General features: G+C 38.5%; 19 protein-coding genes and 1 pseudogene. 9 read left to right on the plus strand and 11 right to left on the minus strand.

Annotated features, from left to right (window positions below; all coding sequences use genetic code 11):
• Window positions 1-98 precede the first annotated feature (98 nt).
• The 4 genes from PGN18_RS07490 to PGN18_RS07505 form a co-directional block, all read right to left on the minus strand.
• Window positions 99-743: an HD domain-containing protein gene (locus PGN18_RS07490; RefSeq protein WP_335318821.1), complete on the minus strand. Its 645-nt coding sequence runs from the start codon at window positions 741-743 to the stop codon at window positions 99-101.
• Between the two features lie 70 nt (window positions 744-813).
• Complete coding sequence (locus tag PGN18_RS07495) at window positions 814-1095, minus strand: helix-turn-helix domain-containing protein (RefSeq protein WP_335318822.1); 282 nt, start codon at window positions 1093-1095, stop codon at window positions 814-816.
• 270 nt (window positions 1096-1365) lie between these two features.
• Window positions 1366-1860 carry a hypothetical protein gene (locus PGN18_RS07500; protein WP_335318823.1) on the minus strand — a complete coding sequence of 165 codons (495 nt, stop codon included), beginning with the start codon at window positions 1858-1860 and terminating at the stop codon, window positions 1366-1368.
• Between the two features lie 65 nt (window positions 1861-1925).
• Window positions 1926-3104, minus strand: a complete 1179-nt coding sequence (locus PGN18_RS07505; protein ID WP_335319128.1) for a THUMP domain-containing class I SAM-dependent RNA methyltransferase — start codon at window positions 3102-3104, stop codon at window positions 1926-1928.
• Between the two features lie 71 nt (window positions 3105-3175).
• On the opposite strand from PGN18_RS07505, the gene PGN18_RS07510 reads away from it, so the two are divergent.
• The 3 genes from PGN18_RS07510 to PGN18_RS07520 all read left to right on the plus strand — a co-directional run bounded on the left by PGN18_RS07510 (window position 3176) and on the right by PGN18_RS07520 (window position 6451).
• Window positions 3176-3541: a DUF3127 domain-containing protein gene (locus PGN18_RS07510; protein WP_335318824.1), complete on the plus strand. Its 366-nt coding sequence runs from the start codon at window positions 3176-3178 to the stop codon at window positions 3539-3541.
• Window positions 3542-3787: 246 nt separating this feature from the next.
• Window positions 3788-5608 (plus strand): sensor histidine kinase, encoded by a 1821-nt coding sequence (locus PGN18_RS07515; protein ID WP_335318826.1) that lies wholly within the window; start codon window positions 3788-3790, stop codon window positions 5606-5608.
• A gap of 147 nt (window positions 5609-5755) precedes the next feature.
• Complete coding sequence (locus PGN18_RS07520; protein WP_335318827.1) at window positions 5756-6451, plus strand: response regulator transcription factor; 696 nt, start codon at window positions 5756-5758, stop codon at window positions 6449-6451.
• 204 nt (window positions 6452-6655) lie between these two features.
• Here the strand turns inward: PGN18_RS07520 and PGN18_RS07525 are convergent, their stop codons facing one another.
• A complete protein-coding gene (locus PGN18_RS07525) occupies window positions 6656-7504 on the minus strand; it encodes a menaquinone biosynthesis family protein (RefSeq protein ID WP_335318828.1) in 849 nt (282 codons plus the stop codon).
• A gap of 40 nt (window positions 7505-7544) precedes the next feature.
• Window positions 7545-8168, minus strand: coding sequence for a futalosine hydrolase (gene mqnB / locus PGN18_RS07530; RefSeq protein WP_335318829.1), 624 nt, complete (start codon window positions 8166-8168; stop codon window positions 7545-7547).
• Between the two features lie 187 nt (window positions 8169-8355).
• Between mqnB and PGN18_RS07535 the strand changes: the two genes are divergently transcribed.
• The 4 genes from PGN18_RS07535 (at window position 8356) to PGN18_RS07550 (ending at window position 14196) form a co-directional block, all read left to right on the plus strand.
• Window positions 8356-8766 (plus strand): 6-pyruvoyl trahydropterin synthase family protein, encoded by a 411-nt coding sequence (locus PGN18_RS07535; protein ID WP_335318830.1) that lies wholly within the window; start codon window positions 8356-8358, stop codon window positions 8764-8766.
• Window positions 8767-8778: 12 nt separating this feature from the next.
• Window positions 8779-9414: a GTP cyclohydrolase I FolE gene (folE, locus tag PGN18_RS07540; RefSeq protein ID WP_335318831.1), complete on the plus strand. Its 636-nt coding sequence runs from the start codon at window positions 8779-8781 to the stop codon at window positions 9412-9414.
• 79 nt (window positions 9415-9493) lie between these two features.
• A complete protein-coding gene (gene fabD / locus PGN18_RS07545) occupies window positions 9494-10375 on the plus strand; it encodes an ACP S-malonyltransferase (RefSeq protein ID WP_335318832.1) in 882 nt (293 codons plus the stop codon).
• An 89-nt stretch (window positions 10376-10464) separates the two neighbouring features.
• Window positions 10465-14196, plus strand: a complete 3732-nt coding sequence (locus PGN18_RS07550) for a sensor histidine kinase (RefSeq protein WP_335318834.1) — start codon at window positions 10465-10467, stop codon at window positions 14194-14196.
• A 39-nt stretch (window positions 14197-14235) separates the two neighbouring features.
• Here the strand turns inward: PGN18_RS07550 and PGN18_RS07555 are convergent, their stop codons facing one another.
• A complete protein-coding gene (locus PGN18_RS07555) occupies window positions 14236-15138 on the minus strand; it encodes a coiled-coil domain-containing protein (RefSeq protein WP_335318835.1) in 903 nt (300 codons plus the stop codon).
• A 205-nt stretch (window positions 15139-15343) separates the two neighbouring features.
• Between PGN18_RS07555 and PGN18_RS07560 the strand changes: the two genes are divergently transcribed.
• Entirely contained in the window at window positions 15344-16888 is a 1545-nt protein-coding gene (locus PGN18_RS07560) for a glycoside hydrolase family 10 protein (RefSeq protein ID WP_335318836.1), read from the plus strand.
• 6 nt (window positions 16889-16894) lie between these two features.
• Here PGN18_RS07560 and PGN18_RS07565 read toward each other — a convergent pair whose 3' ends face one another.
• The 3 genes from PGN18_RS07565 to nagB all read right to left on the minus strand — a co-directional run bounded on the left by PGN18_RS07565 (window position 16895) and on the right by nagB (window position 21412).
• On the minus strand, window positions 16895-17914 hold the full coding sequence (locus PGN18_RS07565; RefSeq protein WP_335318837.1) for a LacI family DNA-binding transcriptional regulator: 1020 nt from the start codon (window positions 17912-17914) through the stop codon (window positions 16895-16897).
• Between the two features lie 39 nt (window positions 17915-17953).
• Complete coding sequence (locus PGN18_RS07570; RefSeq protein ID WP_335318838.1) at window positions 17954-19114, minus strand: acyltransferase family protein; 1161 nt, start codon at window positions 19112-19114, stop codon at window positions 17954-17956.
• Window positions 19115-19486: 372 nt separating this feature from the next.
• Window positions 19487-21412, minus strand: coding sequence for a glucosamine-6-phosphate deaminase (gene nagB / locus PGN18_RS07575; protein ID WP_335318839.1), 1926 nt, complete (start codon window positions 21410-21412; stop codon window positions 19487-19489).
• 151 nt (window positions 21413-21563) lie between these two features.
• Between nagB and PGN18_RS07580 the strand changes: the two genes are divergently transcribed.
• Entirely contained in the window at window positions 21564-22760 is a 1197-nt protein-coding gene (locus tag PGN18_RS07580; protein WP_335318840.1) for an anhydro-N-acetylmuramic acid kinase, read from the plus strand.
• A 135-nt stretch (window positions 22761-22895) separates the two neighbouring features.
• Here the strand turns inward: PGN18_RS07580 and PGN18_RS07585 are convergent.
• A pseudogene (locus tag PGN18_RS07585) lies at window positions 22896-23643 on the minus strand (DeoR/GlpR family DNA-binding transcription regulator).
• Window positions 23644-23750 lie beyond the last annotated feature (107 nt).

The following is a 23750-nucleotide window of genomic DNA, read 5'->3' on the forward strand; positions in this document are numbered from 1 at the left end:
AAGTATTTTGCTAACAAAGATAGTTTAATAACTAAAAATATTAGTAAAAAGATTCGTTTAAGCTACTCGGATAAGGAATAATCGTATGAAATTGAATGTTATTTGCCTTCCCATTCTTTATAAAAGTGTTCAAGATAGAGGAGCATAAAATTGTGCCGCTCTGTAGCCATAGCTTTCCCTGCTTCAGTATTCATCATATTTTTTAGTAATAGCAGTTTTTCGTAAAAATGGTTAATAGTAGGTGCTGTGGTGTTTTTGTAGCTTTCTTTATTGAGGTGTACTTGTGGTAAAATAGTGGGATCGTAAAGCACCCTGTTTTTGAATCCTCCATAGGTAAATGCCCTGGCAATACCAATAGCACCTATAGCATCAAGTCGGTCTGCATCCTGTACAATCTGCATTTCTTTTGACGTAAAACCTGTACTATCAAAACTGTTTTTGAACGACATGTTCTGAATAATCAATTTAACATGCGAAATAATGTTAGGATCAATATCAATCGATGACAAAAATGATGCAGCCATGTTCGGCCCTAGTTCTTCATCACCATTATTGAATTTAGGATCAGCAATATCATGTAGCAAGGCGGCGAAAGCCACTATAAGTTCATCGCCATTTTCTTGTTGATTAATGGTTTGTGCAGTTTTAAAAACACGCTCTATATGAAACCAATCGTGTCCTGCTTCAGCATTGGCTAGTGTTTTCTGAACAAAATCGATAGTTTTTTGAATGGAGGCCTGCATATTTTTGAATTTGCTCCAAAGGTATCGGAATTATTTGCAGGGCACAAGAAATGATATCAACAGCAACGGCTTAGCTTGCCGTTGCCGTTCTTTTTTCATCATCAGCAATGATTTTGATCAAATCACCATGATTTAAAGTTAATAAATGTGTTACCTCAACTTCCAAAATTGCCGCAATATGAAATAAACGGTCAATAGTTAATTTACTATAACCAAGCTCGATTTTGCTGTAAGCATTTTGGGATATTTTTAGTTTTGCCGCCAGATAATCCTGAGTGTAATCTCTGTATTCTCTAATTTTTCTAATATTCCCGGCTACATTCTTTGTCTTTAAAGCTAATACATCTTCCATAAAACGGATAATTTTTGATATTTTTTATTATGTACGAAACTTTCACTCCTACAGATTTTAGAGTATTAATTTAATACATTAAGAATTACACGAAAACGGGATGATGATTTATATGATAACAAAAAGATAAGCAAAAATGTTTAGCTATTTTAGCCCATGGTCAGGTTTTTGTTTTTAGCTAGCAGTAGGAAATTTTTAAACGATATATGGTGTAGAAATAAGAGGATTTAATTGGTAAACGGTAATGAAATGATAAAAGGGTATGTAGAATCAGTATAAGCCCCAATCATCTTCAAACTCATCTTTTTCGAAATGTTTAACCCATTCGATGAAGAGTAGGCGAAATTTTTCAATTTCGCCTAATACGATATCTCTATATTCTGGCGTACATATTTCGAACATATCTGCCGCTCTTACCTGGGTTTCTAGTTCTCTGCAGTTGGTTCTGATGATAGAAGCATTTTCCATTCTTAAAATATACATATCCGCTCCTTCTGCACCAACAATTTTAGGGCATAACATCAGGGCATTTTGCATAATTAAGTTAGCGGTCATTTCTGCCATTTCTCCTTCCAGCGTTTCACAGAATAGGGCAGCATATTTGTATACGGCTCTTGCCTGGTTGTAAAGGCTTTTAGCTCTGGTTACCTTGAGTCTAACCTTCTCGGCATCAACGCTTGAAAGATTTTCTTCAGCCTCATCATCCCGACCAAATCGGCTAAAATGCTCCCATTCGGGCATATGATCCATGTCATCAAATTCCATACTTGTCAAATTTCTACGTTGCGGTAGGTAATAGCGTGTAATATATCAATTTCTTATGAAAAAGACTATGCATCAACTAATGGGGCCCTGCGTGAACCCTCATATAATTCGTATTCCAATAAACGACAATCTAATTTACCATTATAAAATTCGATTTTCTTGGCAGCTTTTAATCCGATTTTTTTTGCAAGATCAGGATTTCCGGTGAAAATATAACCAGCATAGCCCTTGCATTTCGTTTTCATAAAATCACCCATGCGTTTATAGGTAAATTCAAGCTTGCTGTGTACCCCTAAACGTTCTCCGTATTCGGGGTTGAAAACAACAACACCTTTTCCATCGTCGGGGACTGGTGTTAATTCAAAATCGCAAACCTCAAATTCAATTAAAGTATCAACACCCGCCGTTTTAGCATTTCGACGTGTTACTTCAACTGCATCCTCCGAAAGATCGGAAGCGACAATTTTAAAATCAATATTTTTAATTACCTGATCTTTTAAAATTCTGCGCTCCGCGAAAAAAACTTCTTCATTATAACCCAAAATATGCATAAACCCATAATTCATGCGGTACAATCCAGGAGCGCGGTTAGTAGCCAACAGGGCGGCTTCAATAGCTAAGGTTCCCGATCCGCACATGGGGTTGATAAATGCTGATTTCTTATCCCATTTGGTTGCTAAAATAACTCCCGCAGCCAATGCCTCTAACATAGGAGCCTTTCCTGGTATTTTACGGTAGCCATGTTTGGCGAGGGTTTCGCCGGAAGTATCCATAAAGACATCGGCGTCAGCATCTTTCCAATATAAATGCACCACCGTTTTATTGGCGTCCGATCCGGAATTAGGGCGGATGCCTTTTTTCGCTTTCATTCGGTCTACAATCGCATCCTTAACCTTTAAGTTTGCAAAAAGCGGTGTAGTAATATTGGGGTTATCCACATTTGAGGTTACAGAGAAATAACCCGAAAAATCAATCAGTTCTTCCCACTCAATGGCTGCAATTTCTTTATACAGGTCATCTGGTGTAATGGCTTTGAAACTTTTTATAGCATATAGAATCTGACTGGCACAGCGTAAGTTGAGGTTTAGCTTAATACACTCTGTAAGGGTAATATGGAGTTCAACACCCGTGGCAAATGACCGCTCAATGGTGTAGCCTAAAGCGGTAACTTCTTCTTGTAAGTATGGCGAAAGGCGCTTATTGCAGGTAATAATTACCTTGCTTTTATTGTGGAAAACTTGCATCATAATATATGCGAAGTTATCAATAAAATTATAGAGATTTGATGTTTATAGTACATTAAGTAGTATTAGTTATGGAAATTAAAGGAAAAGTACACGAAGTAGGTGCCACGCAACAAGTAAGTGAAACGTTTAAAAAACGTGATTTAATAGTAGAATACGCAGAAAATCCAACATACCCTGAATATATCCGTTTTGAGGCTTTACAAGATAAAACTGCATTATTAGATTCATTTAAAGCAGGCGATGAGGTTGAGGTTTTCTTTAATTTACGTGGTCGCCCTTGGACAGATAAAACGGGTAAAACATCATATTTTAACAGCTTGGTTGTTTGGCGTATCAATGCCGTTGCAGCAGGTGCTCCAGCAGCTACACCAGCTTATGCGGCTCCGGTTGATGTAAGCAATGCGCCAGGTGAAGATGATGATTTGCCTTTCTAAATAAAGAATCTTTTTTAAGCAAACAATTTTGAACCATGCCGAGGCTTAGCCTCGGCATTTTTTTTGACCCGCCAGACTTCCGAAGTCTCTATGCCCCAGACTGGATAAACTTCAGAAATCTTCCCGCTGTTAAAATATGTTAAAAACAAACACATCGCTTAGCTAATCAGTATTTTTGATATCTGTTTAGATTTAAGAAGATTATGTCCGGTTTTTTTTGTTTTGAAACCGATCTGGTCCTGGTTTATGAAGAAAAGAAGTTTTTGGTTAATTACGGTTTTAATGACAGTTGCGCTGCTTGGTGTATTTGTAATGCAATTGTATTATATAAGGGAATCGTATAAACTCAAATCACAGCTTTTTGATGAACAGGTAAATCAAACGCTAACGTCGGTAGTGAATAAACTACAGCGTAGAAATGTTGCCGATCACTTAAACCGCAAAGATGCTGAAAATAAGTTGAGGCAATTGCAGGATTCCAGACAGCGGGCATTGGATATTAAAGATTTACGGCAACAATATGCACAGGAAGCTGAGCTGAGGCAGGCAGAGCGTGAAAATCAGATTGAAAGCTACCTAAACCAACAGGATAGTATTATCCGGGTATCTTACCGTGCACCAAATGTAATTTCTGAAAGGGAATATACTTCGCTTAGTTCAGAAAATGGTGATAAGCTGGATTTGCAGATGGATGCGATTATTGATGTTAAAAGCCTTATTTTAAAAGGTTATAGCATGCGCACCAAACCCTTTACCGCACCACCCAAAACATTCGAGTTTAAAAGCCTGCAGAGTTTGCCTGATACATTGAGATATCTGGTTTTTGATCCGCGGGATGGCAGTCCGGGTTTTGCAAACGTTCCAAAGATTCCGAACGATTTACAGAAAAAATTTCAACGCGAGGATGAGATTGAACGTAAAAAATTAGCCTTAAAAATTGCAGCACTGGGCAAGGATACTTTTTCCTATACCCGCTCAAGTGTAGTGGAGGATGTATCTAAAGAACTGCAGGAAACAAATGTGCCCATTTATAAACGTATTAATTTTAGTTCCTTGGGCCGTTTATTAAAACAAGAGCTGCTGGCCAATAACATTACCTTAGTGCCTTCTTACCGGATTTCGCTGGCCAGGAAAGATTCGACTATTTTCATGATGGCATCTCAGGTTAAAGGAGCATTTTTGCCAGAAAACACCTATAAAACGCCCTTATTCGGAAATGATATTTTTCGAGATCCTGGAATGCTCTTCGTTAGTTTTCCGAATAAAAACTCAGCTATTATAGCCAATCTGAGTGCTACACTTGCATCGTCAATTGGCTTGTTGCTGGTACTTGTTTTCATCTTCTCTTATACCCTTTATGCAATTTTGAAGCAGAAAAAACTGTCGGAAATGAAAACGGATTTCATCAATAACATGACACACGAGTTTAAAACGCCTGTAGCCACGATCATGATTGCGAGTGAGGCTTTAAAAGATCCGGAGGTGACAGAAGATAAAGCCCGGTTGAAACGTTTGGCTGGAATTATTTACGATGAAAATGTTCGACTGGGGAGCCACATTGAGCGTGTTTTAAGTATTGCCCGCTTAGAAAAGGGAGAGCTTAAAATGGAAAACGCAGAAGTGGATGTGAACGACTTGATTGTGATTGTGCTGGATAGCATGGAGTTACAGCTGCAAAAAAGGAATGCCATTATTAATGTGCATACCGATGCAGAGAATGCTGTTGTATATGGTGATGAGCTGCATCTATCTAATGTAATTTATAACCTCATTGACAATGCGAATAAATACAGTAATGATACGCCTGAGATTACCATTACCACCCGTAATGTTGGTAAGAATTTAGTTATTGAAATAGCGGATAAGGGCATTGGCATGACCAAAGAGCAATCAAAAAGGATTTTTGATCAGTTTTATCGGGTGCCAACCGGGAATTTACATGATGTTAAAGGCTTTGGCCTGGGTTTAAATTATGTACAGGATATTATTAAAATACTGAATGGTACAATTAAAGTGAGTAGCGAAAAAGATAAAGGAACAACATTCGAGATCTCTTTACCGTTGTAAAACAGGAAAATTGTTACAAAATCTAGCTGCATCAATATTAGAGAGCTCTAATATATTGTCGTATTAATTTTTAGTTTAAATTAAATAATTACGCATATTTATCATCAAAGCTAATGTGGCTAAGGCGCGTATCGAATAAATAAGAAAATGAAAAAAATACTACTGGTAGAAGATGACCCAAATTTAGGTTTATTGTTACAAGACTATCTGCAGCTGAAAGGTAAGTTTGATGTAGTGCTTTGCACTGATGGGGACGATGGTTTGAAAGCATTTAATAAGCAAAATTTTGATTTATGTATTTTAGATGTAATGATGCCCAAAAAAGATGGCTTTACCTTGGGTAAAGATATTAGGAAGGTAAACACCCAGGTGCCCATTATTTTTGCAACGGCTAAAACGATGTTAGAAGATAAATCTGCTGCCTATGATTTAGGCGGGGATGATTATATCACCAAGCCTTTTCGCATAGAGGAGCTTTTGTTGCGGATCAATGCGATGTTTAAGCGGATAGCAAATAAAACAGATAACAATGATGAGGTTGCCGAAACCCAGTTTTCTATTGGTCGCTATCATTTTGATTACACCACTCAGATTATTACCGATAACGATCATCAGCAGAAACTCTCTACCAAAGAAGCTGAGCTTTTACGACTTTTGTGTTTGAAAAAGAATACGGTTTTAACCCGTGAGGAAGCCCTGTTAAGCATTTGGCATGATGACAATTACTTTAATGGAAGAAGCATGGATGTATTTTTAAGCAAACTACGTAAGTATCTTAAGGCCGATTCTTCAGTAGAAATTATTAATGTACACGGAAAAGGTTATAAGTTGTTGGTGAGTTAGATCTGGTGTTAAAAGTTGGAATGTTGTAAAGTTAAAATGTTCCGGACTATCGCCATTTCGAGCGAAGAGCAACGCAGTCGAGAAATCTATTAAATGGGCCTTTCCAGTGCATCATCACCCAGAACTTATTTCAGGGTATTCAAGCGAGATTTGATATCTCCCCGCCTGTACGGGCAGGCGCTACGGTCGAGATAACGGGACAAATTAAATATACAAATCCTCTTGAATAGCAGGAATAATGCCACGTTCCTGGGCCAGTTTAAATAAAGTATCAACTGATTTACGGCCTTCTTCGCCAAGGTTGATGCTATATTTATTTACATACAGTTCAATGTGTTTATACATCACGCTTTCTTCCATGGCCTGCGCATGTTTGCGGATAAAATCGATACCCGATTTTGGATGGGCAAAAGCAAATTCAACAGATTGGCGGATGAGGCGATTTACTTTTAACTGTACCTCTCGGTCCAACTTGCGGTTAATTACAATGCCGCCCAATGGAATGGCACAACCGGTGAGTTTTTCCCAATAATCGCCTAAATCAACAATCTTGGTTAAACCTTTGTCTTGATAGGTAAACCTGTTTTCGTGAATGATCAGGCCTAAGTCAATCTCCTCATTAAGTAAAGCTGATTCAATTTCGGAAAACACAAGTTCTTGTTTGTTTTGTAAATGTGGATAAGCAATTCCCAATAAGAAATTGGCCGTAGTATATTTTCCGGGTATCCCAATTTTGAGGGTATTGTTTGGGGTCTGGAGTTGAGGGTCGGCTGCACCTTCAAAATGATTTTTGCTGATCAATAACGGGCCAACACCAAAGCCCAGGGCACTACCTGCATCCAATAATGCATATTGGTTGGCTACATACGCAAATGCATGAAAACTTAACTTGGTAATATCTAATTCGCCCCTAAGTGCCTTTTGGTTTAAGGTTTCTACATCATCGTAGGAAACCTCAAATGTTAATCCTTCCGTATCAATTTTATGGTGAATAAGTGCGTCGAAAATAAATGTGTCGTTAGGACAAGGAGAAAATCCAAGGGTAAGTTTCATAAACCAAAATTAAGTACTGCTGTAAACTAATTGGTCATAATCAGTTCATTTCTCCAATAAACGAGATGGCCCAATCGTTTAAGTTTTTAATGGCCAGGCCAATTTTCCAATTGTCTTTATTTCTAGGTTCTACATAGTTAGAAATACTTCTGATCTGCAAACTCGGTATATTTAATTGTTTACATGCATAAAAAACAGCGGCACCTTCCATGCTTTCAGTAATTGGATTTAACCTGCTGATTAAATTTTTGATGCTTTTCTCGCTTCCTGTTACACAATTTACGGTAATACCACTAACAGTGGGCAGGTTAACGTTTTTAATTATTGTTGAAGTATAGCGGTTATCCCCAAAACCTAAATCTACGATGGTCAAAAATTCGTCTTCATTTTCGGCGCCTAATTCAGCAAAAGTATCTTCGGTAATATTCAGTACAGTGCCTAAGGCTATATCCCGATCAAAACTTCCGGCAATACCCAAATTTATTACGAGGTTATACTTAGACGAAAGATGTTTGCCCAGGGCAAAGGCTGTGGCTACCATCCCAACACCGGTAATGAGCAGGTCGAAATTTTTACTTTCAACGAAATCACTTTCTGGTAAATTAAAGTGCTGGTAGAAGAAGGTGAGTTCAGCTTTTGTAGCCGCAACAACTAAAGTTTTCATTAAGTAAAGTTAAGGAAATAGGCGGAATGTAAGATGGAATATGAACAAGGGAAGCAAGGCCAGTATAATCTATGATGAAGCAAGGAGCAATCTGATGTAAGATGAAATATGGATTGAGGCATACATCGTCCATTATCCCTCTTCCATCATCCATTTTATCCGTATATTTGCAATTTATTTTATAGTAATGATTTACATAACAAGAAAAGCATCATTTAATGCGGCGCACAAATTGGCGCGTACTGACTGGGATGATGATAAAAATAATGAAGTTTATGGCAAATGTGCCAACCCCAACTGGCATGGCCATAACTATTGGTTATATGTCACCGTTAAAGGCGAGGTAAATCCAGAAACAGGTTTTCTGGTTGATTTAAAATGGCTCAAAGACGTGATGAATGACTACGTGGTGGACAAGGTTGATCATAAAAACTTAAATCTTGACGTAGATTTTATGAAGGGCAAGCTGGCTTCGACCGAAAACCTGGCCATTGAAATCTGGAAACAGCTTTGGACTCCTATTGCAGAGAGTGGCGCGGTTTTGCATTGCGTAAAAATCTACGAAACCGAAAATAATTTTGTTGAATACTTTGGTTAAACACCTAAATTAATGAGCAGTAAAGACGTATTAAAAGGCGAATCAAGAGATGGCTATGTAAAAATTGACCGTTACAATGAGAATAAAATTGAAGCTGTAGCGGCACATTATAAAGATATTCTTAGTCAGCTGGGCGAAAATCCAGCGCGCGAAGGTTTACTAAAAACACCTGAACGTGTGGCTAAAGCATTGCAATATTTAACACATGGCTATGATTTAAAACCAGATGAAATCCTAAGGTCAGCCATGTTTGAAGAGGATTACAGTCAAATGGTTGTAGTTAAGGATATCGAAGTATATTCGATGTGCGAGCACCACATGCTGCCATTTTTCGGTAAAGCACATATTGCTTATATTCCTAATGGACACATTGTAGGTTTAAGTAAAATTCCAAGGGTGGTTGATGCTTTTGCCCGTCGTTTACAGGTACAGGAACGCTTAACGAACGAAATCAGGGATTGTATCCAAAATACCCTTAGTCCAATGGGCGTAGCGGTAGTGATGGAGTGCAGGCATTTATGCATGTCTATGCGGGGGGTGCAGAAACAAAACTCGGTAACCACAACATCAGCCTTTACAGGAACTTTTTTAAGTAACGATAAAACAAGAGCTGAGTTTTTGAGGTTAATCACTGCGAGTTTAGATTAACCCCCAGACCCCCTGAATGGGGACATTTAAAATAACAACTAATAAAATATTTAATTTCCCCTTTAGGGGATTAAAGGGTATGAAAGCATATATTTTTCCCGGACAGGGAGCACAATTTGTAGGTATGGGTAAAGATCTTTATGAAAACCCCAAAGCTGCTGCACTATTTGAACAAGCCAACGAAATTATCGGTTTCCGCATTAGCGATATTATGTTTAGCGGAACAGATGAAGAACTGAAACAAACCAACGTAACCCAACCGGCAATTTTTTTGCATTCGGTTATTTTAGCGAAAGTTTTAGGCGATGATTTTAAACCGGATATGGTTGCAGGCCATTCTTTAGGTGAATTTTCGGCGCTAGTGGCTGCAAATGCATTAAGTTTCGAAGATGGATTAAAACTGGTTATTGCCCGTGCAAATGCCATGCAAAAAGCATGTGAGGCACAACCATCAACCATGGCCGCTATTTTAGGTTTAGCTGACGAAGTGGTTGAAAAAGTTTGTGCAGAAATTGATGCCGTAGTAGTGCCTGCAAATTATAACTGTCCGGGCCAATTGGTTATTTCGGGAAGTATAGATGGCATTGAGCTGGCTTGTGCCAAATTAACCGAAGCAGGAGCAAAACGAGCCTTAAAATTAAATGTAGGTGGTGCATTTCACTCCCCTTTAATGGAGCCGGCAAAAATTGAATTACAGGCTGCTATTGAAGCCATCAATATCGAATCGCCAATTTGCCCTGTTTATCAAAATGTTGATGCTAAGCCATATACAGATCCAGCTGAAATAAAAGCCAATTTAATTAAACAATTAACCGGTGCCGTGCGTTGGACACAGACAGTAGGAAACATGCTTGCCGATGGCGCAACTGAATTTGTAGAGGTTGGTCCAGGCAATGTATTGCAGGGATTGGTTAAAAAAGTTAGCCGAGAGGTACTGACAAGTAGTGCTGTTATAGCTTAATCTATTCAAACAGAATAGGTAATGACAACGCCATAAGCTGAAAGTTTATGGCGTTGTTTTTTATCAATATTTAATATCTTTATCCGTAGATGAAAATGAGCTTTGGTATAAAAATAAGATTTCTATTGCTTGTTTTGGGCTGTTGCCTTATTGCAACTTCTATTTCGCTGAGTAGATTCACTACTAAAAGTGAACTTTTAGAACATGATGCGGCAGAAATCCAGCAGAATCTTTTGCTCAAAGAAAAAGCCGTTCAAACATTTTTGGCCAATAAGCAAGAAGTAGCCAAAGCCAAGCAGTTTCATCTAAACCCTAAAGATGCCATTGATTTTATTGCCACCTATCGCGAGAGTAATGGAATAAACCTATTAACCTTTGAAAATAATCAGCTTAAGTATTGGAGCACTTATAAGGTTTCTGAAATAGATCCGACTACCATAAAAGAAGGCAGTTCGGTCCTGTTCTTTTATAACGGCTGGTACGAGGTAATTAAAAGTACGCAGGGTAATTTCAGCCTTGTTTTTCTGATCTCCATTCAATCTCAATATCCTTTTAAAGAAACAAAGTACTTTAAGAATGATATTGATCCTATTTTATCCAAAACAAACCTACTAACCTTTGCATCTTTTACAGATAAAGACGTTTATGTTATCAAGAACCTCGAAAATAAATTTTTATTTGGGCTAAAAGTAAAACCTGGATATGCAGAAGCTCACTATTCGGGTACGCAACTGTGGCTGTTTGTGGCTGGCATGTTGTGCATCTGCATGTTTTTTAACTCTTTAAGTTCTTTTATTGCCAGGCGTGGACATATTGCCTGGGGTACTTTTTTACTGTTGTTTTTCTTTTTGGCGTTTCGGTTGACAGATCTCTATTATGGTTGGTTTAACCACAGGTTTACCTTAGATCTGTTTGATCCAAGGATATATGCAGATAATTTTCTGATGCCTTCTTTAGGCGATTTTCTGTTGAACGTAATTGCACTTACCTGGTTGCTCTTGTTTATGTATAACCACAAGGAACAATATAAGTTTCCGGAATGGATTAAGCGGAGCAAAGTAATCGGTATTGTTATTCAGGCTGGATTAATGGTGTTGATAGGCCGGATTGTGTGGGATACAGATGATATCTTCTTCGGCCTAATCTTCAACTCGAAAATTAATTTCGATATTGTTAATATTCTTAAACTTAGCGGAACAAGTTGGGTAGGCATTGTAATTTTATGTTTGGCCTGGTTCCAGATGTATCTGATTACTGTTATCTCGGCAACGGTAAGCAGCCAGTTAAACATAAGCAATAAAGAACGGCTAATTATATTCCTGATTGGCTTTGCTGGTGTTTTTATCTACAAGTTGGCGGTAGGTTTTAATGCATTTTTTATTGTTTTTGCGCTGGTATTGTTTATAGTAGCCCGGGCAGTTTATTTAAAGGAAAAAAACTTTTCAATCGGCATGTTTGCCATCGTATTTTTCTGTTTGGCTTTTAATACATCTATTAAATATACTAAGTATAAAGATATCAAAGAGAGAAGTTTACGCGAACCTTTAGCAAGAAAAGTGCAATCGTCAGAAGATCCTAATGCCATTGTTGCCTTAGGAGCTTTAGGCGATGAAATTGTTAAAGATAGATTTCTGACAAGCTATTTTAGTCAAAACCGGAAAGGTAGTTATGCGGTGCTCAAAAATCACATTAAAGACTACTTGGATGGGTATTTAAGCCGATATGATTATCAAATTTATCCCTATGATAAAACCGGCCTAGCAATAGAAAATAGTGATACACCGCCAATTATTAAGTACAAAAATCTGGTTGAAGCTGGCTCTGTTAAAATAGATGGATCTAACTTTTTTTATCAGGTAAACAATACATTTGGTTATCAGGATTACTTTGGGATTATTTCGGTAGTAGGCAAGGGCAGTTTACTTGGTACATTGGTTCTTGAACTCCGATCTAAGCCATATAATTATAACAATCGGTTGCCTGATCTTCTGGGTGATCAGAAATTGATCAAAGATGAAGATTTTAAGGGTTATTCTATCGCTTTTTATAGTAATAATAAATTGCTCAATCAGTCTGGAAATTATACTTATCCTTTAGATGGTAGCATGTTTAAGGGTAAGAAGGATGATTTCATAACCAGTAATGATGATCAACTTCATTACAGTCATTTAATCTACAAACCTACTGACAGTAAAATGGTTGTAATCAGTAAAGAAAAAGTGGGTTATGTAGAACGCCTGGCTGCACTATCCTTTTTCTTTCTGATATTTATCATTTTCTCCCTGGTACTTTATGGGTTGATATGGTTGATCAAAAACCTAGATGATGACAAGGTAGGCTGGTTCAGTATCAATAGGTCTTTAATGATCAATGCCAATAAGATTTTGTATAAAACGCGGATCCAGGTATCTATTGTATTGGTGGTGGTAGCTACACTGATTATTGTAGGTTGGGGAACTTATTATTATATGAACTACGAATACCGCGGACAGCAAGATGCGATATTAAAAGATAAAGTAAGAAAAGTTCAGCAGAATTTTGAAAAGCAGGTTTTCAGTAATGGCATTATTGAAAATGATGAGAATGCCGCCGCTGATTTTAACAACTTTGCCGATATCAACAATGCTGATTTAAACTTGTACGACCTGAACGGGAACCTGATCATGACGACCTATCCCAAACTCTATAACTATAAAATTATAGGTAAAAAAATGGGGCCTAAAGCTTTCTTTTCATTAAGTGGCTTACACCGATCAGAATACATTAACCTTAAAGAGAACATTGGAAGTTTAATTTATGCTGCTGCTTATGCCCCGATCAGAAATGCCCAAAATAAAACGATTGCTTATATAGGTTTGCCTAACTACTCTAACGAAGAGGAGTATAGCGATAAACTTGCACTTTTTGTAAGTAATCTGATTAATCTTTACGCACTGGTATTTGTGGCTATTGGCGTGTTGGCTGTATTTTTGGCCAATCAGATTACAAGCCCCTTAACTTTTATTCAGGAAAGTATCAGTAAAACTAAAATAGGGCAAAAAAACGAACCTATCGTATGGCGAAGGCATGATGAGATCGGCTCTTTGATTAAGGAATACAACCATATGATTGCTGCTTTGGAGGAGAGTGCAATTAAGCTGGCCAGATCAGAACGGGAGAGCGCCTGGCGCGAAATGGCAAAACAAGTGGCTCACGAAATCAAGAACCCGCTAACACCATTAAAGTTAGGCGTTCAGTTACTAGAAAAATCATGGAAAGAGAAAGATCCTAATTTCGAACTGAAGTTTAATAAGTTTAGTAAATCATTTATTGAACAGATTGATAGCCTTTCTAAAATTGCTTCTGAATTTTCTAATTTCGCTAAAATGCCTGATACCAATCTGGAGCGACTTTCTTTGCTTCCAATTATCGAGCAGGCAAGAGAGGTGTTCAAAAGTACTGAAAACGTGACTATTGATGTGCTAAACAGGAGCGAAAAAGATATTACAATCCTGGCAGACCACGATCAGCTGTTAAGAACATTCAATAACCTACTAAAAAATGCTATAGAAGCTATAGATGAGGAATCGCTATGTTGTATTACTATAGTTGTATATGCAGATGTGAAAAATGCATATATAGAAATAAAAGATAATGGAAAAGGCATACCGCCGTCCCTGCAAGATAAAATATTTGTGCCAAATTTCACGACCAAAACATCGGGTACAGGGTTGGGGCTGGCTTTTGTTAAGCAGGCGGTAGAAAATGCTGGTGGTTCGGTTAAATTTACCTCAATAAACGGCTTAGGAACAACATTCTACCTCAATTTCCCGTTGGTTTAAATCAAAAGTAGAATAAATGGATGATCTCGTCGATGTGGATTACCTAAGTTCCACTTGTGCCTTACCCATGGTATTGCCATCTGCATATAAAATCACGGTATATATGCCCTTAATAAATGGCTTTGGATTTGTCCAATCGATAACGTAAGTGCTCTCATCATTATTGTAATTGATGAAAATAGAATGGCTAAACTGCATATCCTGACCCTCAGCCTCAAAATGGTTTCCTTCGTTAGCAAGCAGGTTGCCTGCCGGATCGAATACCCGAAGGTAAATGTTATGATGTCCTTTTTCTGCCAGTTGATTAGGTACAATGGTAAAACGTACACTTAACTTTTCGGCAGTAGATGATTTGGTCACTTCAATTTTTTTGCCGCTTGATTTTGTCCTGAAAGCGATAATTTCGGCCGATTGTAATCTTAATGCTGCAGCGGTTTTAACTTTCGCATTCAGATTGGAATTTTCATTCTCTAAGTCCGACGCCTTATTGCTCATGTTTCTGAGCGTATTTTGTAGACTATCGCGGCTGTTTTTTAAAAGGATGTTATCTTTCTGTAACTGAATAATCTGATCATTGTAGTTTTTTACGAATGTTTTCAGTTCATTAATCTTGGTATTGGCCCTATCGATTTCCGCCTGGGTAATCTGGTTCTTTTCTAAGGCTTTTTTTAGTTCTTCTATTTTTGTACGCGCAAGCTTCTGCTCCTCAACAAGTTTCTCATTTAAATCGAGGTTCAACGCATTAACCTTATCCAGTTCAACTTCAATCTTTTCTACTTCAAGCCGTAGTTTGTCTTTCTCTGTACTAATGGTAACAAATCTTTCGCTTTGCTTTCGATCTTTAAAAAACAAATAGGCATTTGTGCCAATTAAAGCCGCAATAACGATGACCAGGAAGTAAATTTTGTTTCTATCACCCTTATTAATCTTTTGTGGTTCCATTTAATAACACTGTATCTTCTATAAATTAATATACTTTTGTTCTCCATAGGTAAATGGGGTACACAATTAATTTTTAGCAGGGCGCAAATTAAAATTTTTAATAAACTTATAAGAGTTTTTAAAAAAAATCGTTTACTTGCTAATGTTCGATTTGTACGCAAAACTACACAAACACACAACCTGAATAAAAATAAGACAAGAAATAATGCTTAAAAACTTCCTATACGCACTTTTATCGCTAACTGTAATACCTTATATATTAAATGCACAACCTTCATCAAAAATTGCACCAAAAAGGGAGTTTAGGGGTGTTTGGGTGGCAACTGTTACCAATATAGATTGGCCATCAAGGCCGGGTTTGAGCATTGATCAGCAAAAGCAGGAACTGATTGGTATTTTGGAAAGACACAAAAGCCAAGGAATGAATGCCATTATTTTGCAGGTTAGGCCTGCAGCAGATGCATTTTACGCAAAATCCAGGGAACCATGGAGCCAGTGGTTAATGGGCAGGCAGGGCTTGGCACCAGCAGCGGGTTATGATCCTCTGGCCTTTGCCATTAAAGAGGCCCATTTCAGAGGAATGGAGTTGCATGCCTGGTTTAATCCTTATAGAGCAAGCATGAGCAGTTCAGCCGTGTTAAGCGAAAGCCATGCTTATCGTAAACACCCCGATTGGTTTTTTATCTATGGCGGTAAAAAGCAGTTTGATCCCGGCATCCCGGAAGTAAGGGAATATATTGTTCAGGTAATTTTGGATGTGGTAAAAGGCTATGATGTTGACGGGATTCACTTCGATGATTATTTCTATCCTTATAAATTAGAAGGGCAAACCATTAATGATAGTAATACTTTTAGCAAATACCCTAATAATTTTTCAGACATAAGAGATTGGAGGCGAAATAACGTTGATCTCCTCATCAAACAGCTTGATGATAGCATCCACCACTATAAAAAATGGGTTAAGTTTGGTATCAGCCCCTTTGGTATCTGGAAGAATAAAAATGAAGATCCTGAAGGTTCCGCAACCAGTGGCTTATCTAATTATGCAGAACTTTTTGCTGATAGCCGTAAATGGGTTAGAGAAGGCTGGGTAGATTACATCAATCCTCAGATTTATTTTACGTTTACGAGAAGAGTAGCGCCATATGGCATTTTAGTTGATTGGTGGAGCAATAATACTTTTGGTAGACATGTTTATATTGGGCAGGGCGCTTACCTGGTAAACTCAAGGGCGGAAGCCGCCTGGAAAAATCTCAGCGAGATACCCAGACAGATTCGGTACCTCAGGGATAATAACAGGATTCAGGGCAGTGTATTTTTTAGTTCCAAATCATTAAGTACGGTTGCTAAAGCAGTTGGTGATTCGCTAAAGAACGATCTTTACAAATACCCTGCTTTACCACCGCAAATGCCATGGTTGGATGAGGTGCCGCCCAATGAACCTCAGGCATTAACTGCTGATGCACTAAAAGATGGTGTGCATTTAAAATGGCAGTTTCCGTTAAAAGCAAAGGATGGAGAAACAGCTTCGGGATTTGTGATTTACCGATTTGATGAAGGTGAGAAAATTTCAATACTTGATCCGAAGAACATTGTTAAGATAAGCTTTGAAGATTATCTTTCATTCATTGATACTAGTGTAGAGAGTGGAAAGCGATACAGCTATCTCGTAACGGCATTGGATCGGTTAAAAAATGAAAGTGAACCCAGCGGGCCTGTTGGTGTAGAAGTACCTTTAGCAAAGGAATAATGTTTTTTAACTTTTCTTATTGGTTGATTCTCTTTCTACAACACCCGGATCCAGTATAATATGTTCCATGTTGGCATATGGGTTCTCCTGATTAATCATTTTCAGGAACATTTTAGCACATTCCTGTCCCATTTGCGAGGCATGCTGATCAATTGTGGATAGATTCGGCGTAATGTAAGCGGAGAAAGCCTCGTTCGCGAAACCAATCACACCTATTTTAGGTGGTGTTTCGTTTATCTCTTTTAATTTTTTAATTACGCCTAATGCCGTAAAATCATCACCGGCAATAATCGCATCTGGCTTATCAATGCTGCGCATTAATTTACCAGCGCCAAATCGGCCGTCTTTGATAGATAAGCCGCCAAAAATAACGTGATCATTTACTACCGGAAGGTGATGATCTGCCAAAGCTGCTTTGTAACCTTCTAACCGATCGTTAAATATTTTAATCTGGTGAACAGTTGTTACAAATGCAATTTTTTGGTAACCTTTATCAATCAAGTGTTTGGTAGCGATATAACCGGCCTTAAAATCATCGAGAGTAATGGTCGGGACTTTTAAATCTATATTTACACGGTCGAATAAAATCAACGGCTTATTTTGCTTAATAATTTCGCTAAAGTGAGAGGTATCTTCCGTTTCTAAAGACATTGAAGCCATAATGCCGTCTACCTGTGCTTCCAACAGGGTTCTTACGCCATTAATTTCATTCTCAACCGATTCGTTAGACTGGTAAATAATCACACGGTAGCCACTATCTTTCAGGCCATCTTCTATGCAGTGAATAATAGATGCAAAAAAATGTGCCTGTACACTGGGCACAATTACACCAATGATATGGGTTTTACCCGATTTTAATGCTGATGCGAGTTTATTTGGGCTATAGTTTAACTTTTTAGCCATTTCAACAACAGCCTTTCTGGTGGTGTCACTTATTGCCGGAAAGCCACTAAGGGCCCTGGAAACAGTCGATACCGTAATGTCGAGCGCCTTGGCAATATCGTATATGGTAGTTTTCTTTTTCAAATGGGTTGAAGAGGTACAATCAATTATAGCATTTTTTTACTAAACCTTAATGATAATGTTTTTTTTGTACATAAAATATAACAATACGTAAAAACCAAGTACATAGGTTATGGCCCAAACCAATGAAGCATTTATTGGACTGAAAAAGGGCGTATAACAAGTCTCATATAACCAGACCAAAATGCCTGTTTTGTTGCCATCAGCTTTGGTAATCTGAATGAGGTTTAACACTCTTGGCATTAATCCCGCCAGGAAGAAAACCGTAATGGCATTTACACCATACACAACAAAAGGAGTAGTAAACTTTTTATAGCCCTGCACATCAATGATCCAGTAGCAGAGTGCCAATCCTATGGAGGCCAGGCCACCCGTATATAACACAAAAGAACTTGTCCACAAGGATTTGTTAATCGGGAACTGCAGGTCCCACAACAGGCCTAAAATAACTGATGTAATGCCTGTAGTAAATAACCAGGCTACTTTGGTTGGATTGTTTACATCTTTTCTGCGCATCCAAACGCCAATCAGAATACCAAATAAACAGGTGCCGATTGCTGGTAAGGTGCTTAAAACGCCCTCAGGGTCCCAGGTTTTTGATGAAGCCCAGGTGTGCGCCTCTGTTAAAATTCCACGATCAATCCAGGCTGCTAAATTGGTTTCCTTTTCCAAATTCGGGTATCCAATTCCTGGTACTGGAATAAACGTCATGAGTGCCCAGTAAAGGGCGAGGATTACAATTAATGTTTTAAATATAGTTTTGTTAGAAAACTTGATAAAAATGATACTGCTGATCACGAAAACAATGCCTATTCTTTGTAAAACGCCTAGCAATCTAACTGTCTGAAAAGCTTCTATGATGGTATTATCAGTTGTTAATGCACTAATGATCTTCCCAAAAATAGCCAGAAAGAAGCCAAGTAAATAAAGTATAATGCCGCGTTTAATGGCTTTAATAATTGTTTTTTGATGTGTAGATGGATTCGCTTTACTGCTACTCATGGCAAAAGCTATAGAAACGCCTACAATCCATAAAAAGAATGGAAAAATCAAATCTGTGGGTGTGCAGCCGTTCCATTCTGCATGCTCCAGAGGCGCATAAATATGCCCCCAACTGCCCGGATTGTTTACTAAGATCATCGCGGCTACGGTTAATCCTCTAAAAAAATCAAGAGATAACAAGCGTTGGTTAGGTTCGGTCATGATTAGCTGGTTTGGGTTTTACAAACTAATGTAGGCTATTTTTTTAGAATGAGAAATAATAAAAGTAATAGGAGATGATGTATCGTTCTGGACAAGGTGAAGGATCTTTTGCCAGATGTTAGTTTGTGATTATTTGTTCTTGTTAAGAGATGCTTCGCTGCGCTCAGCATGACAAGTAGGTAACGTACTCACTGACATCAATCTACAGGTGATGTCATCCTGAACGGAGTGAAGGATCTTTTGGAGAGTGTGTTTTTCTTATATTAAATCATCATTAAAGGCTGCTTTCAGCGTTCAAGGGCTTTTAAGACTTCGGAGGAAGAAAAAAAACCTGCTTTGAGCTAACAAAGCAGGTTGCGAGTATATTTTAAATTAGTCTTCAAATTTCCAGCGTACAAAGGCTTCCATCGCTTCGTATTCTGCAAGCCCAAGCTCATCATAAGCTTTCGCGGTATCACGGTTACGGTCTTCAGCCCTTTGCCAGAATTCCCGTGCATCATCACCGGGAAAAACAGCCCTGTCTTTTTGACTTTGGTGTTTAAAGATGGCATTTCTCTTGCGTTCCAGTTCTTGCGGAGAAATTGGCACCGCCATTTCGATTTCATAAGTTTCAAATTCGTGCCATGCGCCGCGGTACATCCATAACCAACAATCTTGTGCCCAAGCTTCGGTTTTACGTAAGCGTTTCAGTGCTTCCAAAACAATTTTGAAACAAACAATATGCGTTCCATGAGGATCTTCAAAATCGCCGGCAGCATAAACCTGTTGAGGTTTTACTTGCTGTAATAGGGCTATTGTAAGTTCAATATCGGCATCAGTTACCGGGTTTTTCTGAACCTTGCCGCTTTCGTAAAATGGAAGTGCCTGAAAGTGGATATGGTCATCTTCCAGACCGCAATATCTTGCACCAGCAATAGCTTCACCTTTTCTGATAAGCCCTTTAACCGTCTGGATTTCTGGTGTATCAATCTGGTTTGGTTTTTTCTGCTCAATAAAGGCTCTCATTTTATCATAAAGATCCTTTAGGTGCGTATTATCCATGCCCATTTTCTCTGTAAAATCTACGTTAAATTCCACAAAACGAAGGGCGTCGTCATCCCAAACTGCGGTATTACCCGAGGTTTGGTAAGCTACATGTACATTATGTCCCTGATCAACCAGCCGTAGAAAAGTGCCTCCCATCGAGATCACATCATCATCTGGGTGAGGAGAAAAGATAATCACATTTTTCCGGGACGGAACAGCCCTTTCCGGACGTTGAGAATCGTCAGCATTTGGTTTGCCACCCGGCCAACCGGTTATGGTATGTTGTAACTTGTTAAAGATATGGATGTTGATATTGTAAACTGGTCCTTTTTCAGTAGCCAGTTGTGCCATACCATTATTGTTGTAATCATCTTCTGTTAATTTTAAGATTGGTTTTTTTAAGGTGTTAGCCAACCAGATTACAGCCTTGCGGATCAAGGCATCTGTCCAGACGCAGTCTTTAACCAGCCATGGTGTATCAAAACGGGTCAGTTCTGAGGCTGCCGGTGCATCAAGGATAAATTCTACATGATCAGAAAGTTGAAGATATGTTGCCGGGACCTCGCCTGAAATTTCGCCTTCAACTGCTTTTTTGATAATGGAAGCTTTTTTACGGCTCCAGGCCATTAATATAATTTCTCTTGCTTTAAAAATGGTGCCTATACCCATGGTAATGGCCTTTGTTGGTACAAAAGTTTTCCCACCGAAATCGCGTGCCGCATCACGGCGGGTCAAATCGTCTAAAGTAACTAAACGGGTACCAGAATTTGGTGCAGAGCCCGGCTCATTGAACCCGATGTGACCAGTACGGCCAATTCCTAAAATCTGGATGTCAAGACCACCCAGATCGCCTATTTTCTTTTCATATTCCACGCAGAAAGCCGGAATATCTTCCAGTGCAAGCGTACCATCAGGGATGTGGACATTTTTTTTGTCAATATCGATATGATTGAAAAGGTTTTCGTTCATAAACGTAACATAACTCTGTGCCGCAGTTGGCGCCATTGGATAATATTCATCCAGGTTAAAAGTAATTACGTTTTTAAAACTCAAGCCCTCTTCTTTGTGCAGCCTAACCAGTTCGGCATAAACTGCAATTGGGGTAACACCTGTTGCTAAGCCCAGTACTGCAGGTGCGTTGTTTGCTTGTTTTGATTTAATGAGCTCGGCAATGCGATGTGCTACATTAATTGAAGCAATTTTTGGATTTTCGAATACGCTTACGGGTAATTTCTCGAAACGTGTCTCCTCCAGTAGATTTAATCTAGCCATTTTTTTTATATGGATTTTAATGTACGGAGCAGTAAATATAGAGAGTTATGCTCAATTTCTAACAAAGGTTATTTACATTTATTGCAAGTATTTTATATAAAATTCAATTAAAGGGCAAACAAACGTTTGATCCCTTCAAGATAAAATTAATATGAACAGGCAAATCCAAAAGTTATATTCAAAAGCAGGCAAGCACGAGCGGTTGATTATTGGTTTGATGAGTGGAACGTCTATGGATGGACTGGACATTGCCCTTTGTTTGGTTAAAAAAAGCGGCGCTGAAACCGATATAAAGCTTTTAGAATTTAAAACCAGCGATTATACAGCTGATTTCAGGGCTAAAATAAAAGCAATATTTTCTAAAAAGGAAGTCGATTTGCAGCTGGTTTGCCTGATGAACGAACACATTGCAGACATTCATGCACAATTGATCAATGAAGCTTTAAATGAATGGAGGTATAAAAACGAGGATATCGATTTTATTGCCAGCCACGGACAAACTATTTTTCATTCACCAAAATCGTTACACCAACTGGCCGATTATCCCAATGGCACACTACAGATTGGCGATGGTGACCACATCGCCACTAAGACTGGAATCATCACCCTTTCTGATTTTCGACAAAAACATTTGGCTGCGGGAGGCGAAGGCGCTCCTCTTGCCGTGTATGGAGATTATTTAATGTTTTCAAAAGCGGGCGAAGATCGCGTAATGTTGAATATTGGCGGTATAGCAAATTTCACTTACTTGCCGGGCAGTACAGATGCCAGCGAAATTTTTTCGACGGATGTTGGGCCTGGTAATACCTTAATGGATCAGTACATGCAGCAACATTTTAATCAATTTTATGATAAAAATGCAACTGTTGGGCTAAGTGGTCATTTAAACTCCAAACTATTGGCAGCACTGCTTGACTGTGATTTTCTTACGTTGGATTTTCCTAAAACCACAGGGCCTGAATTATTTAACCTTGAATATTTGTTAAGGGCACAGGAACAATCTTCAACAACTAATCTAAGCAAACAGGACGTAATGGCCACCTTGTGCCATTTTTCTGCAGAGGCCATTGCCAACGCGATAAGGCGGTGTTTTGGTCAGGATGCCCAAGTACATGTGTTTATGAGTGGTGGTGGAATGCACAACCCGCTGCTTGTTCAGCTTCTACAATCAAGGCTGCCTTTTTGCAAGTTCCTAAGTACATCAGATTTAAATATTAATCCAGATGCAAAAGAAGCTGTTTTATTTGCTGTTTTAGCCAATGAAACGCTATGTGGTGAGCCAATAAATTTTGGCAACCGGCAAGGAGTGCCATCGGTTTGTATGGGTAAAATCAGTTTGCCGAAATAGTTTGTAGCTGAATTTAGCGTTTAAGTATCTTAGCGAAAGCTAAGAACACAGAGTTGAATTGTTCTTGAGACCCTTCGTATATTTCAATTTAATTATTTCAACATACGGCAGATCTAAAAAGATGTGAATTGAATTTTATAAAATATTTAGTTCCTTTTCACGGTAGAGCGAAAGTGATTCATGATCTACATCCAGTTCGGTAATCAGGTAACTAATGCTTTCTATCGGGCAAACCCTTAACCGTAAAGCAATATTCAATTTTTCGGAAATGCAAAGAACCGCGGTTTTTTTTTGCACAGGCCAGCATGGCTTTTTTGAGCTGGTTAATTTCCCAATAAGTATCAGTTAAGCCTTCATCGGGATGAATAGCACTCGTTCCCATTAAGCATAAATCGGGCTTAATCTCCGATAATTGTGTAATCACCTGTCCACCATAAGTAATCTGCGAATTTTTTGAAAACAGGCCACCAATCAAAATCACTTCAATGTTATTGTATTTGGCTAGTTCTACTGCCACCAGCGGACTAATGGTAAAAAAAGTAGCCGATAAGCCCTGTGGAAGCAGTTTTACAAACTCTAAAATCGTTGTTCCGCCACCGGTTAAAATTACCATACCATCTTTAATCAACTGAACAGCCTTTTTCCCAATGGCAATTTTACTGTCGCGGGCATATACCGTACTATCGTCAAAAGAACTATGATAGGATTTGGATAAAGCACCTCCATGGACCTTATAGAGGAGATTTTCATCAACAAGTTCCTGTAAATCTCTTCTAATGGTATCTTCAGATACATTGAGCAATTGAACCAGATCAGATGTTAATACGCGGTTGTGCAAATTAATCTGTCGCATGATAAAGTCATGGCGTTCTTTTTTGAGCATAGTAGATGTTTTGGTTTCAACGAAAGTATAAAAGTTTTTTATATTTTTTAAATATTGCGCGTTTCTGCGTGTTGATGCGGTTTAGTCTTGTTAGTTGCTGGTAAATA

Source organism: Pedobacter terrae, assembly GCF_036946585.1.
Lineage (GTDB): Bacteria > Bacteroidota > Bacteroidia > Sphingobacteriales > Sphingobacteriaceae > Pedobacter > Pedobacter terrae_C.

What these genes read in the sequence shown, in the direction of transcription:
- mqnB (WP_335318829.1), bottom strand. Translation starts at nt 8,168, where the DNA reads ATGAAAACTTTAGTTGTTGCGGCTACAAAAGCTGAACTCACCTTCTTC.
- PGN18_RS07580 (WP_335318840.1), top strand. Translation starts at nt 21,564, where the DNA reads ATGAACAGGCAAATCCAAAAGTTATATTCAAAAGCAGGCAAGCACGAG.
- PGN18_RS07560 (WP_335318836.1), top strand. Translation starts at nt 15,344, where the DNA reads ATGCTTAAAAACTTCCTATACGCACTTTTATCGCTAACTGTAATACCT.
- folE (WP_335318831.1), top strand. Translation starts at nt 8,779, where the DNA reads ATGAGCAGTAAAGACGTATTAAAAGGCGAATCAAGAGATGGCTATGTA.
- nagB (WP_335318839.1), bottom strand. Translation starts at nt 21,412, where the DNA reads ATGGCTAGATTAAATCTACTGGAGGAGACACGTTTCGAGAAATTACCC.
- PGN18_RS07515 (WP_335318826.1), top strand. Translation starts at nt 3,788, where the DNA reads ATGAAGAAAAGAAGTTTTTGGTTAATTACGGTTTTAATGACAGTTGCG.
- fabD (WP_335318832.1), top strand. Translation starts at nt 9,494, where the DNA reads ATGAAAGCATATATTTTTCCCGGACAGGGAGCACAATTTGTAGGTATG.
- PGN18_RS07510 (WP_335318824.1), top strand. Translation starts at nt 3,176, where the DNA reads ATGGAAATTAAAGGAAAAGTACACGAAGTAGGTGCCACGCAACAAGTA.
- PGN18_RS07505 (WP_335319128.1), bottom strand. Translation starts at nt 3,104, where the DNA reads ATGCAAGTTTTCCACAATAAAAGCAAGGTAATTATTACCTGCAATAAG.
- PGN18_RS07570 (WP_335318838.1), bottom strand. Translation starts at nt 19,114, where the DNA reads ATGACCGAACCTAACCAACGCTTGTTATCTCTTGATTTTTTTAGAGGA.
- PGN18_RS07520 (WP_335318827.1), top strand. Translation starts at nt 5,756, where the DNA reads ATGAAAAAAATACTACTGGTAGAAGATGACCCAAATTTAGGTTTATTG.
- PGN18_RS07555 (WP_335318835.1), bottom strand. Translation starts at nt 15,138, where the DNA reads ATGGAACCACAAAAGATTAATAAGGGTGATAGAAACAAAATTTACTTC.
- PGN18_RS07550 (WP_335318834.1), top strand. Translation starts at nt 10,465, where the DNA reads ATGAAAATGAGCTTTGGTATAAAAATAAGATTTCTATTGCTTGTTTTG.
- PGN18_RS07535 (WP_335318830.1), top strand. Translation starts at nt 8,356, where the DNA reads ATGATTTACATAACAAGAAAAGCATCATTTAATGCGGCGCACAAATTG.
- PGN18_RS07495 (WP_335318822.1), bottom strand. Translation starts at nt 1,095, where the DNA reads ATGGAAGATGTATTAGCTTTAAAGACAAAGAATGTAGCCGGGAATATT.
- PGN18_RS07500 (WP_335318823.1), bottom strand. Translation starts at nt 1,860, where the DNA reads ATGGAATTTGATGACATGGATCATATGCCCGAATGGGAGCATTTTAGC.
- PGN18_RS07525 (WP_335318828.1), bottom strand. Translation starts at nt 7,504, where the DNA reads ATGAAACTTACCCTTGGATTTTCTCCTTGTCCTAACGACACATTTATT.
- PGN18_RS07490 (WP_335318821.1), bottom strand. Translation starts at nt 743, where the DNA reads ATGCAGGCCTCCATTCAAAAAACTATCGATTTTGTTCAGAAAACACTA.